The organism is Microcoleus sp. Pol12B3 (genome assembly GCF_036701355.1).
GTDB lineage: Bacteria > Cyanobacteriota > Cyanobacteriia > Cyanobacteriales > Microcoleaceae > Microcoleus.
Genome location: NZ_JAUBQS010000091.1, coordinates 1 through 16,608, shown reverse-complemented (window position 1 = coordinate 16,608; position 16,608 = coordinate 1). Strand labels below are relative to the sequence as shown.

Genomic DNA, 16,608 nt, shown 5'->3' with positions numbered 1-16,608 from the left:
GGTATTTTATTCATGAGTATAACGCCAGTTTATCTATCAATTAAAACCATTGATTTTCCTTGCTATGCAGGACTACCGATTTTAGCAGCACCCCCTGGAACTCGCGCCTTAGTTGCCGGATTGGCTGGGGAACCTACCTACCTCACTGTCAGAGAAGATGGTACGCTCCATCCTTGGGGGATTGTCGATAACTGCACCCACTTGGGCTGTACCTTCCCTTGGAATCCCAATGACAATCAATTTCAATGTCCCTGTCACGGTTCTCGCTATGACCCAGAGGGCACAGTAGTACGCGGCCCAGCACCTCTTCCCCTTAAACTCGTCCGCGTGGCTGTCGCAGAAGAGGCGATTTGGATTTCTCCGTGGAAAGAAACCGATCCCCGCACGGGACAAAAACCCTGGTGGGTTTAGCCATGAATGATATCGAAACAAATCTGATTGAAACCGACGAACAGACGTGGGTGGCGCTGCGGGTGGCGTTGCGATCGCCAAAGGCGCGCTTTCAGCGATCGCAGCTTGGGATCGAAGTAGCAAGTGAAGCCACAAACGAACAGGCTTAGTCTTGCTGGAATCGATCGAGGTTGAGTTTTTCTAAATGTTTATTTCCAGTCTTGCTGGCGATGGATGTACCCATCTGCGTAATTTGTTGTTTTGTGAGGTAATTAATGACCGCTAAACTGTTGCCAACAACTCCGACTCCAACTCCGCTGGATTGGACTGCGGTCTTCTTTTTCACGACTGTTCATGCCCTCGCCCTCTTAGCCCCCTGGTGCTTCTCCTGGTCTGCCTTGGGGATGACCGTCTTTTTGCACTGGTTATTTGGCAGTATTGGCATTTGTTTGGGCTATCACCGCCTATTGACCCATCGCAGTTTTCAGGTGCCTAAATGGCTGGAATATGCGATCGCCCTGATCGGTACCTTTGCTCTACAAGGAGGACCTATTTTCTGGGTGGCGGGTCATAGGCTACACCACGCCTATACCGAGGATATCGATAAAGATCCTTACTCAGCCCGTCGGGGGTTCTGGTGGAGCCATATGCTTTGGATTTTCTACCCGCATTCAGAATTCTTCGATTATGAACAGTACCAGCGGTTTGCCCCCGATCTGACACGCGATCGATTTTATTGCTGGCTGAATCGAAACTTTTTGCTGCTGCAAATCCCCTTGGGGCTACTGCTGTATACACTGGGGGGATGGTCATTTGTCATCTGGGGTATGTTTGTCCGAGCTGTTTTACTCTGGCATAGCACTTGGTTTATTAACTCGGTCACTCACCTGTGGGGATACCGTACCTTTAACACAAACGACAACTCCCGCAATCTTTGGTGGGCGGCTATTATCACCTATGGCGAAGGTTGGCACAATAACCACCACGCCCATCCTAACGTTGCCAAAGCAGGCTGGCGCTGGTGGGAGTACGATCCTACCTGGTGGGCAATTTGGCTGTTAAAGAAATTGGGTCTGGCCCGAAAAGTGGTGATGCCACCGGCTCAAAATGTTACACCTTCATAAAATAGGAGATCGACATGAAGCCATGTCTACTGTCACTAAACCCTTCACTTCTGTTTACGGCCCAGTGCAATCCTGGCGCTTTGGGCGATCGCTAGGGATCGATCCGATCAGCCCAGATTCTACTTGCTCATTTAACTGTGTGTATTGCCAGTTAGGTGAGATTGAGCACCAGAGTTGCAACCGCCAAATTTTTGTCCCGACTCAGAAAATTCAACAGGATTTGCAATCGTTCCCTGTCGGCGATGTGAACACCATCACCCTCAGCGGTAGCGGTGAGCCGACTCTGGCGCTGAATTTAGGCGAAATTCTGGTTATGGCGAAGGAGATAACTAGGAAGCCCGTTGGGGTATTGACCAACGGCAGTTTGCTGGCCGATCGCGCGGTGTGTGACGAACTGGCGATCGCCGATTGGGTAGCTGTCAAAGTTGATGCCATTGCTGCTGAATCATTCTGTCGCATCAATCGCCCCATGCCAACCATCAACCTCCTGGACATTTGGGCCGGTCTCCTCCAATTTCGCCAACTCTATTCAGGACACCTGGCAATTCAGACGATGCTACTCACCGAGTGGAACGAACAGGATCGGGCAGAGTACATCCGCCGGATGCAAGCATTACTGCCCGACGAAATCCAACTCAACACGCCGACGCGACTTTGCCCCCTGACGCATCAGCTAGAAGCACGAGGGAACGATCCGCCCAATGCCTGTTTATATCCGACAAGGCAAATCAAGCAAGTCCATCCTGAAGTGCTACAGGTGTTTGGCGATCGCATTGAACGTGTCATAGGAATTCCAGTGCGTTACCCATTATTAAAACCAGAGGCAGAGAACCTGATGAAACCTCAAAAAACAAACCCCTATTTTCAGCTTTTAGACATTCCCCCTGGCTATCTCAACATCATGGGATATGTAGACGAGTCGGAAGTGAATGGGCCGGGTTGTCGAGCTGTGATCTGGGTGCAAGGATGCCTGCGGGAGTGTCCAGGCTGCTTTAATCCGGCTTCCTGGTCCTTTGAGATCGATCGACTAATCAGCGTTGATGCCCTTGCCCAGCAGATTCTCAGTCACCCTCGCAACCAGGGTGTCACCTTTTCGGGCGGAGAACCCTTCTGGCAAGCTCCAGCCTTGGCAGATTTGGCACGCCAAGTCAAAGCAGCAGGATTAAATGTCATGTCGTTTACTGGCTTCACGTTAGAACAATTGCGATCGCAACAGGGGCCCGCCGGTGTTGAGGAGTTGCTGGAACAACTCGATATTTTAATTGATGGTGCCTACGTGCAGTCTTTGGCAGTCAACTCACCCGATTCTCTCGTTTCTTCCAGCAACCAGCGCGTCCATCTTTTCAATCCTGCTTTTAGGGATCGACTCACTTGGGCGAGCGATCAGATGGAGATTCATATTCTCAAAGATGGCAGTCGGATTTTCACAGGCTACCGGGGTCAAATGAATCTGGCTGAGTCGGAGTTATGAACCCGATCGCATTAAGCATCGAGCATCCAAGCAATACACTTTTGCATTTGATTGCTCATTGTTTGTCGATCGGCATTATACTTGCGGCCGTGTCCCGGCAACACCCATTCAAACGAGTAATTAGCCAAATTCTGCATAGATTTGATTTGTTCCGGCCAAGAATACCAACAGACTTCGTGAAAGCCAACTAGCTGCTGCAAACTTTCCGACCAAGCAAGATGATCGCCGGTGAACAAAAACTTGTTATTGTAAAGCAAAACTGTGTGACTTTTCGTGTGACCAGGTACAGAAATAATCAACAAATCATCTGCGATTTGATGCGGTTCGCTACCAGACAATTGAATTTCTACACTGCGAGTACCCGCGTTAATTTCGTCCGCATGAAGGATGCGATCGCACCCAAAATGATCGCGGTATTGTTGATGATCTGCCACATCATCGCGGTGAGTCAAGTACAGATAGCGAATGCCGCCCATTGCTTCTATGTTTTTGACTAGCGGCGGCACAAAACGGGGAGAATCAACTAAAATGTTTCCTTCGGGGCGGACAATTAAATAGCTGGCTGCGGCGTAGGATTTCTCTGAGTGGTAGCCACAGTGATAGACATTTTCTGCTACGAGTGCGGGTAACAGTTGCTGGGCTTGTTTGATGCTTTTGGGTTTTTCTACAGTCCCGATCGAACTTGTGGGACAAGACAAAAGAGCCGCGAGCGATCGCATTTCTTCAGTTTCATTAGTTGGCTGGTGGTAAACCGCAGACTGTTCTCCCGATCGACCAAATACTTCAGGTGCCATCCACCGACAAGTATCGCAGTCAATACAGGTACTGTCTACATAAAAATTACCGTTAATATTTTCAGTACGCCTCCGATTAATGTTAGCCATTGTTCTACCTCTTAATAACCCATATAAATTATGGTAACAATGAGTACCCCCCACATCCCGCCGGAGGTTGAAACCGTCTCACAGCACAATCCGTTTAAAACTCACCTCTTGCACCATTCTCAAGAACGGGCAAGATGCCCGTTCCACAAGAGATTAATTTTCTTGTGGAACAGGCATCTTGCCTGTTCCTAAAAGGATTATTGACAATGGTGCAAGATATAAGTTTCAATCAACAATTCTACTGCTGGTTCTGGTCTGCTGGAAAAGCACCAGCTTTCACCGCCACCGTAACAGGTTGTCCGCCACGGCTCAATTCAAGCTGCAGATCGCTGCCCACTGTACTTTTCTCGACAATTTGCTGTACGCTGCCAGCATCAGTTACTTCTGTACCGTTGATTTTCTTGATCACATCGGCAAGGCGAACTCCAGCTTGTGCCGCCGGAGAATTTTTCGCAACTCCCAAAACTAACACACCTTTATCTTCAGTCAGCCTCAATTTGGTGTTGGGATTTTGATTAAATTCTTTCTTGATTTCGGGAGTAATGCTCAACATCCGAACGCCGAGATAAGGATGTTCGGCTTTTCCTGCTGTTACTAATTGATTGGCAATTTGTTGTGCTCGATCGATCGGAATAGCAAAACCCAATCCTTGAGCGCCTTGAATAATCGCCGTATTCATGCCGATAACTTGACCGCGCTGGTTCAGCAGCGGCCCACCTGAATTGCCGGGATTGATCGCAGCGTCGGTTTGAATAAAGCTGACGCGCTTGTCGGGAACACCGACATCGGCGCTAGAACGGCCTGTAGCGCTAATAATTCCCACAGTCACAGTATTGTCCAAACCGAGGGGATTGCCGATCGCGATCGCCCATTCTCCCGGCTCTAATTCTTCAGATTTGCCCAAACTCACCACAGGCAAATTGGTAGCTTCAATTTTCACAACAGCTACATCAGTAACTGTATCGACGCCTAAAACTTTGCCGACAAATTCGCGACCATCCTTCAGTTTTACCGTCACCGTATCTGCACCGTCAACAACGTGAGCGTTAGTCAAAATGCGGCCGTCGGAACCAAAAACAAAACCCGAACCCGAACCCCTTTCTACCCGATTTCCCGGTTGAATGGGAGATTCCGGGCCGAAGAAGCGGCGGAATTGCTCGGGGATCTCATCTGGAACTTGATTCCTCACCGTGCGGGACGAATTGATCCGCACCACTGCCGGGCCGACTTCCTGCACAACTTTAGTGACAAAATTAGAGTCTTGAGAGGGCAGTATATTCGCAGGCAATGCTGAGATTGGCGCTGTAGTTGAAGGTTCAGCTTTGATGGCGTTAGAACTTCCAGGAACTTGAGAAGTTAGGGCGCTGCACCCAACCGTTGCGGTGGAGCCGAGCAAAACAAGGGATAAAAAAGCCAGTTTTTTCGGCAACGAGAAATGGCGAGAACGCACAGTGGTAGCAGGCATATTTTTGGTTGACATAGTATTGAGTTGGTGGGAGTTAGAGCGAGAGTTATAATTAGGATTTTGCATTTTTAGCACCTACTGTAATTTAATTACAACTTAAGGTTGTTTAATTTTAATTCAAGCATTGATGATCTCTGCTTGACTGGTGGGGTTTACCCTACAAGCTGGGGTAGAAACCGGACAGTCGCAGGCAAATTGTTTGTGAAATCGAGCTTTTGAGTGCCATCGAACTGGGTCTGCACTGGCGAATTGGTGTCTGAGTGCGATAATACAAACTACGCTAGCCGGCTCGCATATTCCGTATTTCCCGCAAATTTTTCACAGGATTTATATCCGAAGTCAACAACTATCCTGCACTTAAAAAAACCTGGTTTCTAAGCAAAATCTTTGTTGTGAGCGATCGACCTTAACCTAGAAACGGGGTTTTTGACCCCGCCTGTATCCAGAAAGGCTAGCAGCTAAAGCACCGCAAAGCCTCACCCTAAAGCAGGAAGTGAAAAAACTTTAAAGTCTCAAGCTAAAGTACCAACTAAGCCTCAGTCAAAATAGCCTGCAAAAACTCTCTTCTAATCTAAAATTTGAACCTAGGGAGGAATTTTATTGCTCCATATGTTCAATGGAACTAACCGAATCGATTTCCCTCGACTTGTTCCTCGAACTCTCCAAAACATCAACAGTATTCTTAATAAAACCAGCCATCGGCACAGCCACTAACAAACCTGCGACTCCCGCCACCTTAACTCCCACCAGCAGCGCCACTAAAATCCACACAGGATTGAGACCGATAAAACCGCCTAATAACCGAGGAGCAACCCCACTTTCAATTATTTGTTCAATTACTGTAGCGACAGCTAAAACTGTAACGCCGAGCCAAAAATTGTTTAATGTGATCAGCAAACTGACAATGCAAATACTGAAAGGTGCCCCGAAGGGAATCATAGTCATTACACCCACACCCAAACCGAACAGAAGTCCGAAGGGAACTCGCAAAATTAAAAAAGCAACAGTGATAGACAGTCCCATCAAACCTGCCAAAGTTGCTTGCCCGACGAAGTAGTTGTGGAAGCTTCGCGCCAGCAACTCTCGCAATTGAAGGCTTAGCTTGGAAGGAAACCATTTAAACAATCCTTCCCATACGCGATCGCCGTGCAAGAGCAAGTAGAATGTTACGACTATTGTGAGGAGGAAATTCAACAGGCTGTCGGCAGCACCTAAGCCAAATTTGAGAATTTCGCCAGTGAGAGACTGCAATTGAGATGAAAGTCGATCGCTCAATTGGGTAGTCAAGCCGCTGACATCAATGCGGAGATTGCGATTTTCGGCCCAATTGTGGAATGCTTCAATCTGTTCTGTGCCAGAAACTATCCAAGTCGGCAGTCGGGTGGCGAGTTCAGTGATTTGGTTTAGCAGAATTGGCGCCAGAGTTACACCTAAAACCACCAATAGCAGTAAAGTCAAAAACAATACCGACAAAACAGCTCGATCGCGCTTCAAGCCGTATCTGTGCAGAAAGCGCACTGGATAATCTAGCAAAAAAGACAGCACTGTAGCCACTACCAAAACTGTAATCAGGGCGCGAAAATATTCAAAGACTAGGAGGGCTAACCAGCAGTTGAGTACCGCTAGGGGAAATACCAGTCCGTAAGTCCACCAATGCGGCAGTTGAGTGAAACGTCTCATCTAAGTTAACCGAGTTAAATTTTGAGATGCAAGATGTGAGATTGACACTGCTATTAGCCCTTCTCCGTTAACCATTTTATGTTACATTTATTTATACCCGACCGCTGAAAATTCCCAGTTGCTCGACCCGCAGCGGAAATGGGGTTGCGGGCAGGCAGTGCCTGCCACAACCATGTTATATCGTTTCCGATGGTATGGATATATCACCTGCGAAAAAAATATTTGTTGCTGTTGGCAAGGCAGCAGTTTGCAGCGCACGATTCAACCTTTTTCCCCGTGCCGTTCAAGAGCTAATTGAATTAAACGATCTACTAATTCAGGGAAAGAAATACCGTCCGCTGCCCACATTTGCGGATACATACTGGTAGCTGTAAAGCCAGGAAAAGTGTTGATTTCGTTAATCAAAACTTCTCCGGTTGATTCAATGTAGAAAAAGTCTACTCGCGCTAAACCTGCCGCGTCTATAGCCAAAAATGCTTGCACTGCCATTTCTTGGATTTGCGAGACGATCGCAGCGCTGACTTTTGCCGGGATTGAGCAGTCGGCTTGTCCCTGGGTATATTTAGTTTCGTAGTCGTAGAAATCGCTTTGAAAAGTAATTTCTCCTACGGTAGAAGCTGTGGGGTTGTCGTTGCCTAAAACTGCACATTCTAATTCTCTAGCAACCACACCTGCTTCGACAATTATCCGCCTGTCGTAGCTGGCGGCGCTGTCGAGAGCTGCTTCTAATTCAGCGCGCGATCGAGCTTTAGAAATTCCCACAGACGAACCCAAATTAGCGGGTTTTACAAAGCAAGGATAGCCCAAATCAGCTTCAATTTTGTCGCACAGTTTGGGGAAAATGCAAGGATTAGACCAGATTTCTGAACGGTTGACAGCGATGTATTTTACCTGTGGCAAACCAGCCTGAGCAAAAGCCATTTTCATGGCAATTTTATCCATTCCCAGCGCCGAACCTAAAACCCCGGAACCGACAAAAGGAACTTGCATTAATTTCAGCAACCCTTGCACCGTACCGTCTTCGCCGTTTGGCCCGTGCAAAACAGGGAACCAAACATCTACGGCATTAAAATTAGGAAACTGTCTAGGCGCGGGAGAGTCATCTTGTCCTGGTTGTTCCTCTATTTCCAGAGGTTTTCCGGCGGCTAAGACTTGTTGAGGGAATGTTCCCGACAGCCAGCGGCCGTTTTTTTGGATGTAAAAGGGCAGAACTTCGTATTTAGAGGCATTTTCGTCAGCAGCGAGGGCGCGGGCGATCGCCCGCGCTGAACTAATTGAGACTTCGTGTTCGCCCGATCGCCCCCCGAACAATAGCCCGATCCGCATCTTTGTCATTTTTCAATACTCCCGGTACTTTTTGACAAATATACACGCAGTTAGCGCAGCTATCACAGGAAGTATGCGGCAGAAACTAAGAATTGAGCACAAGCTGTTGCGAACTTAAATTGTATATTGCGGGCGGTCTCAAATAAACTGCCCAGTCATAGTTTGATTATTTCTTGACATACAATTTAAATGTCCCAACAGCTTACAGCATTTCTCCGGTCAAACTAAAAGCGCGAATATCTGTAATTTTAACCCGCACTATTTTACCCGCCAATTCAGCAATATCGCCCTTAAAAAATGTGAGGCGATTGCCGCGAGTGCGTCCCATCACCTGAGTTGAATCTTTAAGATTCTGGACTTCCACCAAAACCTCTTCAGTGCGTCCGAAATAGCGCTGCGATCGTTCCATCGCCGTTGTTGTGACTACATGATTGATTCGTTGCAGGCGATCGGCTTTCACCTCCTCAGTCAACTGATTTTCCCACAAAGCCGCCGGCGTCCCAGGGCGAGGCGAATAAGCCGCAGTATTCACCAAATCGAAACCAACGTCTTCGATCAACTTCAAAGTCTTCTCAAACTGGGCTTCAGTCTCCCCAGGAAAACCGACAATCGCATCGGCAGTAATCGAAGCATCCGGCATATAACGGCGAATTGTATCAATAATCCGGCGATATTTTTCCTGAGTATAGCCGCGCGACATCGCTTTTAAAATATCATTATCTCCCGACTGAAAAGGAATGTGAAAATGTTCGCACACCTGCGGTAATTCCGCACAAGCCTTAATCAATCTTTCCGTAAAATAGCGCGGGTGGCTAGTAGCAAATCTGAGGCGATCGACTCCCGGCACATCCTGAACAAAATAAAGCAAATCCGTCAAAGTATGCTGGTTGCTGCCGTCCGGTTTTGTTCCCGGCAAATCGCGTCCGTAAGCATCAATATTCTGCCCCAACAAAGTTACTTCTTTGTAACCTTGACGGCCCAAATCTTCCATTTCCGCCCGAATTGCCTCCGGCATTCGCGACTGTTCAACCCCGCGAACATTCGGCACAACACAATAAGTGCAGCGTTCATTGCAGCCGTAAATTACATTCACCCAAGCAGTCACCTTGCTGTCGCGGCGCGGCTTAGTAATATCCTCCATAATCTCAACAGCTTCAGTCGCCACAACTTGATTGCCCTCAAAAACTTGTTCCAGCAAATCTTCAAGTCTGTTAGCGTGTTGCGGCCCCATTACTAAGTCTAATTCCGGCACTCTCCGCAGCAGCGCTTCACCTTCCTGCTGCGCCACGCATCCAGCTACAATTAAAGTTAAACCCGGTTCTTGGCGTTTGCGATGAGCTTGCCTTCCGAGGTTAGAATAAACTCTTTGTTCGGCATTATCGCGAATTGTGCAAGTATTGTAGAGAATCAAGCTAGCTTCGTTCGGGTCTTCCGAGAACTCAAAGCCCATATTTTCCAGAATGCCGGCCATCCGTTCCGAATCGGCTTTATTCATCTGGCATCCGAAAGTAGTGATGTGATAGCGGCGGGGTTTAACGGTCATGGCGAATTGCAGGCAATAAAAAATATAGGTTTTCAACCTTAACCAACTATTATATAACAAGTCTAAACCATTTGTGAATATTTCTTTTTATGAGTTCATTTAAACAACGGCGTTCACCAATCTCTAGCGTGTGTGAGGCGCAACAATTAACTGTTACAGGGGTCTAGGAACCCGGCTTCTACGAGTTTTGGGATTAGTCACGACAAATCTAGCAATAAACCGGGTTTCTGAAATACTTTTGCGCTTATTTATCTATTTATTTTGTCTGTAAAAACTGTAAAATTGTTTTGGCAATACCTTGTGCAGCCAAATAAGGAACTCCATTGCCAACAGTTTTAAACATATTAGTCAATGTCATCTTTGCTGGCAGTGCAAAATCTTTTGGCAGTGACTGAATAGCCAGTGTTTCTGCAACAGAAAGCCGGCGAAGTTTGTAAGGGTGCAAGTGAACTTCATTATTGCCATAACAAGCGGTTGGCGAATAACGCCATCGGTGCAATCGCTTGAAAGATTTTTTTGAATCATCTCCTTCATCAACGGAAGCAAACCGCTTAAGGCCGGCTTTGGGTTGGAAATAGTGTTTGGCATTGGGATGGTTGAGAACGTCATTTTTTTGGAACCAAAATTCTACCGTTAAATCTTGGGGAATGCCATCAGGACAAGGCACGAAACAATCATCTGCAAAGGCTGTTCTATCAGGCCAAGGATGAGAAAAAATTTCTGATTTGGGATATAATACCTGACTTTGCCAAGGAAATAAACTTTCTGCTAACATTTGGCTTTTTTCCTCTAGGGAAATGCCCAGATTTTTGACAAGGTTTTTTCTAAGCCCAATCAAAATAATTCTATCTCTATCTTGCGGAACCCCGTATTCTATTGCATTAATTAAACGTTCGGCAAAAACGTATCCCGAATCCGCCAACTGATGTTTTAGTTCATCGTAAAAAGCTTTATGTTTTTTGGTTCTCCACAAACCTTTAACATTTTCAAATAAAAAGAAATCTGGCTGCTGCTGACAAATCAATTCAATGTATGAAGCGGAAAGTTTGCCTTTATCTCCTTCTTGACCTCGGTTTTTGCCACCAATAGAAAAGTCAGGACAAGGTGGCCCCGCGATAAATCCCACAATATCGTGATGCTTGCGGGCATCCTGCATCAATTCCCGCAGGCGAAAAGCTGCTTCTCCCCCTACAAGTCGAGTTACATCTGCTTCCTCTCCTTCGCAATATCCGTATTCTGGTAGCGGCAAATTCAGGCATTGCCGAGAATAGCGGTATGCTTGCATGAAAGGTGGGAAAATTTCATTGACATACGCTACATTAAAGCCGATCGACTCAAAACCTAGATCGAGCAAGCCAGAACCCGAAAAAAATGAGAAAATACAAGGAGGACGGTGCATTGAAGGATGCCAGCAATTTTGAGTTGAGCTTACTATAAATTCTGTCGGCTGCGGAGGGAGCGCTGAACCTTACTATAAATTCTGTAGGGTGCACAATACGCACCTTTTATTATTAAAAGTCGCAGATCCCGCCGGACACGGCAATGCCGTTCCCCTACTGGTGCGCATTGCGCACCTTACTATACTCAAAACTATTCTTAAAACCATTCACCGCCTCGGAAACGCCAGTGGGGAAACAAAATCCGCATCAGTGTTTGCGATGCCAGATAAATAGCCAGCCACACTAAACTATAATGCAAAGCAAAAGCTCCCAAGTCAAAATCTTGTGCAGATATCCCCGGTAAACCGATAACTTTGATTAAAAATAACACAAAAAGTGCTTCCCAAATTCCGGCGAGCAATTGAAATGCACCGGGCCAATCTCGATCCCAGCGGAACTGCTGAATGTATATATATAAAGCATCCCAGCCAATGCCAAAAATCGCTACATACCCTAAAATCCAGAAAAAAATTGAGCCGGATTTGGATGTCATTAAACCTATAAAAAAGGGCAGGGTTACTAAAACGCCTACTGTTGCAAATAGCAATAACCGAGTTTGCCAGCGGCCGAATAAGGTGGGAGTCATGCGATTTTAGATTTTAGATTTTAGATTTTAGATTACATGGCAAAATTGTTCGATTTTGAATTTAGATTTTAGATTTTAGATTGAACGCGAAGCTAGTTTAAATTAATTAAATCCCCTACATTGCTTGTTGCCGAACTTCGTCCTTCAAGTTAGTCGGGAGATTTATTTAAAATCCACTTCAACCACTGCAGGAACGATCGCCAAACGCTCAATTTCCGCACACCAGCCACTCGGTTGGCGGCCAGACTTTCAACCGATCGCAAGGCGGCGTATTGCAAGCCCAAAAAACTGTCTACCGGCGCGTAAGGCCCCCCCAAAGTAATCGCGCCTGCTGCGTATACCCGGCCTTCTGTGTTGCAACCAGAAGAATTCCGCAATTCGGGGACTTCAAAATCGTTGTTAACACTCAGCCGGCCCAAACCGTTGAGGGGAAGATTGTATTGAGCTACCAAATCGTTTAACAGCGGACTGGTTTTTACCTTAGCGTCCAAACCCGTAGCATCAATAATAAAATCAGCTTCTAACTTAATTTGCCCCTTGAGTTCCTTCTCCTGAATGTACGTCACCGTGCGGTTTTGACTGTCGCGCTCAACTCGCTCGACTTCCCCGAAGGTAATTTGATACCATCCTTGACTTAAACCTTCTTTGACAATCCGCCGCCAGTCGCTGCGCTGGGCTGTGGTAGTGCCGCCCCAGTCTGTGAGCAACTGCGGCCGCAATTCGGGGGCTGCTTTTTCCAAAAGTACCCGGAGTTCCCCGCCCCAGCAAGCTTTCGGCCAGTTGAAAGGTTGAAATTCGTAGTGATTTTCCACGCTACGCTCAGCGAGTTTAAATTTGTTACCTTGAGGTTTGGGCGATCGCATCAAATGCAATACTTGAATGTTGCGGTTCCGCTGCCGCGCTTCGTAAATTCGCTGCACCACCCGCGAAGCCACAATTCCCCGGCCTCTAATTAACACGCTGCCGCCGCTGGCCTCCAATTTTTCGTAAACGCCGTCGTGCTTTTCGTAAGCGTTGACAACCGACTCAAAATCCTGGGTTTTTTCGCGGTAAGCTTGCAAGTCGGGCAGAAATTGAATGGCGGGATAGCCGGTGGCTAAGTGTACGTATTTGGCGATTAAAAAAGCGTGCTCGCGGTGATCCGCATCCGATCGAGAATAAGCGATCGCGTACCTGCCGTCATCTGTTTTGCGAATTCCCCGCACTCTACCGTAGCGAAACATCTGATTCCACCCAATTCGATCGACTTCCCTGTCAATAGAATCAAACACATTCCCCGCGCGAGGCGTATAAGTTTCGGCAAAAGTCGGTTCCGCAAACACCTGCCACATCAACTTCAACGACATCCCCAAACGCCCTTTCCGCAATTCCTGCCCAGCTTCCCGCAAAGCATAGGGAGGCCACCCCCAAATGTTGTCTGGACAAGAGTCAGAATTCGATCGCAGGCGTTCCCGCAGCGGAATTTGAGAATTCAGGCACAGGCGCAGGTAGCGGGCGTAAGGCTGCTGTTCCATGCCCAAAACCGCAATTCGATCGATTTTCACGCCGCAAATTCTCAGCAAATCCACCCAAATAAAGCTGCCCAAACCGCCGCCAACGGCAGCCCAATCAACTTCTGTCACAGGGAGTCCCCTAGATTCGAGCGATCGCATTGACACTTGAGAAGCTTGCAAAAATGCGATCGGCGGAAATTCTTCCCTACTACTTGTTTGAGGAAGCTGCAACATTATTGGCTGGCCCAATGCCGGGTCTGGCCCATTGGTCTGCGGGTTAAAGAAAATGTGAAAATTGACCGACGGCGTTTCTGGGGAATTCACAGCAAAAGAAATGCCGATCGCGTAGGGCCCAACTTGCAGCATATCGCCGTTTGCCAGCACGCACCGGGTTTGGCGAACGCCGTTAACAAAAGTACCGTTGCGGCTACCCGTGTCAGTGAGTAAAATACTGTTACCTTCGGTGCCAATCACTGCGTGGAAGCGAGAAACTTGACTGCTGCTGAGGGCAATTCGAGAAACTCGTTTCCCGTTGATTGTGGCGGGCATAGCTTCAAAAATTCGTCCCAAAGCGATGGGTAAGTCGAGTATGGGGGATCGACAATCCCCCGTAGCTGTATCTGTCCAAGTCAGTCGCAGGCGCAAGGGTTGAGAATTCATGATTATTTTTTAAACATCAGCCGTCGGCTTTGACCTTTCTGCAAAAAAAGATTTTTGAAGTTGAGAGTGTTTAGCGGATAGCCCGATTTTCCCTTTTTTACACTCTCACGGAGAGATGACCACACTCGCCGCCGCCGCCAAAGAAGTACCGCACCACGGACACCCCGCATTCAACTGCGCGTAAGGCGAAATTCGGCTGCATTTGGGACATTGCAAACCATATTTTGAAAGCCCCGTCGGCTGAAAGTTACCAGGTGCGGGAGGTCCAGACAGCAAAACTGTCTGGGGCGCGGCTACCTGCACCTCGGTCACATTCACCACCTCAATTTGCAGTTGGCCTAAATGGATGTGGCTTCCCGATTTCAATTTTGCTTCGCCTCGGGCGAGAATTTTTCCATCTACCAGGGGCGGATTGCTTTCGCGCAAATTCCGCACTGCATACTCCTGCAATTCCTGATTAAAAAATATTTCAACGTGCAGAGCCGATACGCTGGGATGCGAAAATACTATATCGCACTTCGCCGGATCGCGTCCGAGCCTCACGCTTCCCGGATTTTTGCTCGGCTGTCCGTTTTGAATTGTCTGAGTTTGACGCACCCCAGCTTCTGACCATGCTAGAGTGAGCTGGTTTGTCATGATTGTCTAGTTTGCTCAAAAATATAAAAAAATATTAGCTGATTTATTTTGAGGACGGACTTCCTCACCAAAAAACTTAATTAGAATTATTGACGCGGACTCGCTCAAACTTCTGAAAATATTATGTGCAGCACAAAAAGCCCCGACTTCGGGGCTTTTTGTGCTCGCATTGGCTTTTTTTGAGAGACTGGCTCGCGCTTGCCAGCTTTTCTTTCCCACAAAATTATTGACCCCAGTACACCTTTGTTAAAATTTTGCTGTTAAAGATTGAGCAGCGATTACTAAAAACTAATTGCTGTGGGGTTTCCAGATTTGCGAAGGTTTGGGGCGCTAGTGACGAATTTTGGAAGTTGGGCGATGGAACTACCTCGGTAACTTCGATCGCCCAACCTCCTCAAACGTTCACTGTCCTAGTGCTATCTCTCACGCTGCAACTGTGCAATCTTTCATTACAGGGCCAGCCTTGAGAGACTTAAGCTTCGCTCTTGCGGCTTTTCCGACCGCCTTCGCGACCAATTTGAGCCATGTGTTCACGATTTCTGCTGACAGCTTCGCCGCCTTTTTGACCAGCTTGTCTGGCTTCTTCAGGGGTGAATTCGTGTGCAGTTCCTTTCTCGTGTGCAGCTTTTCCGCCTTTGCTAGCAATTGCGCGCTGTTTTTCTGCATCCATAGAAGCGAATCCGCGTTTGCTTTTCTCAGCCATGACTGTCTCCTTGTTTTTTTCTGATTTTTTAGCTCGATCGCGCCTTCGCCTCCCACTGTCATGGTTACTTCCAGTCAGTGGTGAGATATCCGACGGTAATTTATGAAACCTCATCAGACGAATCTAAGCTTTTGGTTTAACTCGCAGGATGAATCTTTCATAATTTACAAATGTGAACTAAAAATAGTTCACGCCCGGGCACTATAGTTAGAGCCGCCAATGTTTTAAGCTGGTTACTGTCTTTCAATCATTCTATAAACCCCCCCAACTTTTATACCTCTTTCTCAGGTATAGTCATTCTTTAGTTCGCTGGAAGGATGGAACCCAAAGCTGATTGGCAGTAGACTCAGGGGATTTTTCGACTTAACCGCGCCACCTCAAAAATTAAAAGTCCAAAGAGGGATGCTTGTTTGGTCTTTTTACTTTTTTTTTGATGCCTTCCGCGCTTGCCAGTTATCCCGATGTTAGTTGGTCTGCCGATCGAGTTGTTTCTGGTAAGCGATATTTTGGGGCGCAGCGCAGGACGTACTCGATCGCACTTATCAAGTTTACCTTATGACCGATCGAAACATAAATCGGTTTTACTCCTGTTTGCGTCCTTAGCGCTGCTCCTACCGTTGATCCCTCTAGAAGCAAGGGTTGCCAACTGCCGCGGTCGAGTCCGACTTCTAAATGTTCTCCGATAAATCGATTTTTGGCAACTCCGATCGTGGCAATCCCTGTCAAAACCCCCAAATGGCAGGCAAGACCGAACCTGCGGGGATGGGCTAGTCCTTGACCGTCGCACAATATCAAGTCTGGCCTCAAACTGATATTTTCCAAAGCTTCAAGGACTGCCGGTACTTCTCGAAAAGACAGGAAACCCGGAACGTAAGGAAAAGTTGTAGGACTGCGAACCACAGCTTGCTGCTGCAATTGCAAGTCGGGAAAGCTCAGAACTGTTACAGCGGCCTGCGATACGTCGTTTGCACTGTCGTAGCCGACATCTACGCCTGCGACGTATCGAACTGTGTCCAGTTGATTTGTGGTAATTACCTCTGACCGAAGCTGTTCTTGAATGGCGATCGCCTCTTCAACTGTCTGCGGCCAAGGGTGTCGCTGCAACATTTTGATTTTTCTTCAACCGTTCTCATCTAACCCACATTCCGCAGATATTTAAGCAGAGAGAAAGGAAGATAGATTCGGCAACACAAAACCCCCAAACGATT

Annotated in this window: 15 protein-coding genes and 1 pseudogene; 5 read left to right on the top strand and 11 right to left on the bottom strand. The window is 47.3% G+C overall.

The window, feature by feature from the left end:
* The 5 genes and pseudogenes from petC to QUA53_RS26825 form a co-directional block, all read left to right on the top strand.
* The coding region (petC, locus tag QUA53_RS26845) for a cytochrome b6-f complex iron-sulfur subunit (protein WP_333100777.1) at positions 1-411 on the top strand (411 nt) is incomplete at its 5' end.
* A 2-nt stretch (positions 412-413) separates the two neighbouring features.
* Complete coding sequence (locus tag QUA53_RS26840; RefSeq protein WP_333100780.1) at positions 414-560, top strand: hypothetical protein; 147 nt, start codon at positions 414-416, stop codon at positions 558-560.
* Between the two features lie 105 nt (positions 561-665).
* On the top strand, positions 666-1,514 hold the full coding sequence (locus QUA53_RS26835; RefSeq protein ID WP_333100781.1) for a fatty acid desaturase: 849 nt from the start codon (positions 666-668) through the stop codon (positions 1,512-1,514).
* Positions 1,498-2,103 (top strand): annotated as a pseudogene (locus QUA53_RS26830) (radical SAM protein); the annotation flags it as partial. The gene QUA53_RS26835 and the pseudogene QUA53_RS26830, both read left to right, overlap by 17 nt.
* A 246-nt stretch (positions 2,104-2,349) precedes the next feature.
* Positions 2,350-2,985 (top strand): 4Fe-4S single cluster domain-containing protein, encoded by a 636-nt coding sequence (locus tag QUA53_RS26825; RefSeq protein ID WP_333100795.1) that lies wholly within the window; start codon positions 2,350-2,352, stop codon positions 2,983-2,985.
* Positions 2,986-2,996: 11 nt separating this feature from the next.
* Here the strand turns inward: QUA53_RS26825 and QUA53_RS26820 are convergent, their stop codons facing one another.
* The 11 genes from QUA53_RS26820 to nfi all read right to left on the bottom strand — a co-directional run bounded on the left by QUA53_RS26820 (position 2,997) and on the right by nfi (position 16,507).
* Entirely contained in the window at positions 2,997-3,869 is an 873-nt protein-coding gene (locus QUA53_RS26820) for an MBL fold metallo-hydrolase (protein WP_333100783.1), read from the bottom strand.
* 238 nt (positions 3,870-4,107) lie between these two features.
* Positions 4,108-5,400 (bottom strand): HhoA/HhoB/HtrA family serine endopeptidase, encoded by a 1,293-nt coding sequence (locus QUA53_RS26815; protein WP_333100784.1) that lies wholly within the window; start codon positions 5,398-5,400, stop codon positions 4,108-4,110.
* 531 nt (positions 5,401-5,931) lie between these two features.
* The gene (locus QUA53_RS26810; protein ID WP_333100785.1) at positions 5,932-7,014 is read right to left on the bottom strand and encodes an AI-2E family transporter; all 1,083 of its coding nucleotides are present in this window, start codon (positions 7,012-7,014) and stop codon (positions 5,932-5,934) included.
* Between the two features lie 261 nt (positions 7,015-7,275).
* Positions 7,276-8,349 carry a D-alanine--D-alanine ligase family protein gene (locus QUA53_RS26805; protein WP_333100787.1) on the bottom strand — a complete coding sequence of 358 codons (1,074 nt, stop codon included), beginning with the start codon at positions 8,347-8,349 and terminating at the stop codon, positions 7,276-7,278.
* A 193-nt stretch (positions 8,350-8,542) separates the two neighbouring features.
* Positions 8,543-9,883 (bottom strand): tRNA (N6-isopentenyl adenosine(37)-C2)-methylthiotransferase MiaB, encoded by a 1,341-nt coding sequence (miaB, locus tag QUA53_RS26800; RefSeq protein ID WP_333100788.1) that lies wholly within the window; start codon positions 9,881-9,883, stop codon positions 8,543-8,545.
* 256 nt (positions 9,884-10,139) lie between these two features.
* Positions 10,140-11,282 carry a DNA cytosine methyltransferase gene (locus tag QUA53_RS26795; protein WP_333100790.1) on the bottom strand — a complete coding sequence of 381 codons (1,143 nt, stop codon included), beginning with the start codon at positions 11,280-11,282 and terminating at the stop codon, positions 10,140-10,142.
* A gap of 197 nt (positions 11,283-11,479) precedes the next feature.
* Positions 11,480-11,908: a hypothetical protein gene (locus QUA53_RS26790; RefSeq protein WP_333100791.1), complete on the bottom strand. Its 429-nt coding sequence runs from the start codon at positions 11,906-11,908 to the stop codon at positions 11,480-11,482.
* Between the two features lie 149 nt (positions 11,909-12,057).
* Complete coding sequence (locus tag QUA53_RS26785) at positions 12,058-14,061, bottom strand: FHA domain-containing protein (RefSeq protein ID WP_333100793.1); 2,004 nt, start codon at positions 14,059-14,061, stop codon at positions 12,058-12,060.
* A 105-nt stretch (positions 14,062-14,166) separates the two neighbouring features.
* Positions 14,167-14,697 carry an FHA domain-containing protein gene (locus QUA53_RS26780; RefSeq protein WP_333100794.1) on the bottom strand — a complete coding sequence of 177 codons (531 nt, stop codon included), beginning with the start codon at positions 14,695-14,697 and terminating at the stop codon, positions 14,167-14,169.
* Between the two features lie 472 nt (positions 14,698-15,169).
* Entirely contained in the window at positions 15,170-15,400 is a 231-nt protein-coding gene (locus QUA53_RS26775) for a KGG domain-containing protein (RefSeq protein ID WP_006631632.1), read from the bottom strand.
* A 453-nt stretch (positions 15,401-15,853) separates the two neighbouring features.
* Positions 15,854-16,507: a deoxyribonuclease V gene (gene nfi, locus QUA53_RS26770; RefSeq protein WP_333072842.1), complete on the bottom strand. Its 654-nt coding sequence runs from the start codon at positions 16,505-16,507 to the stop codon at positions 15,854-15,856.
* Positions 16,508-16,608 lie beyond the last annotated feature (101 nt).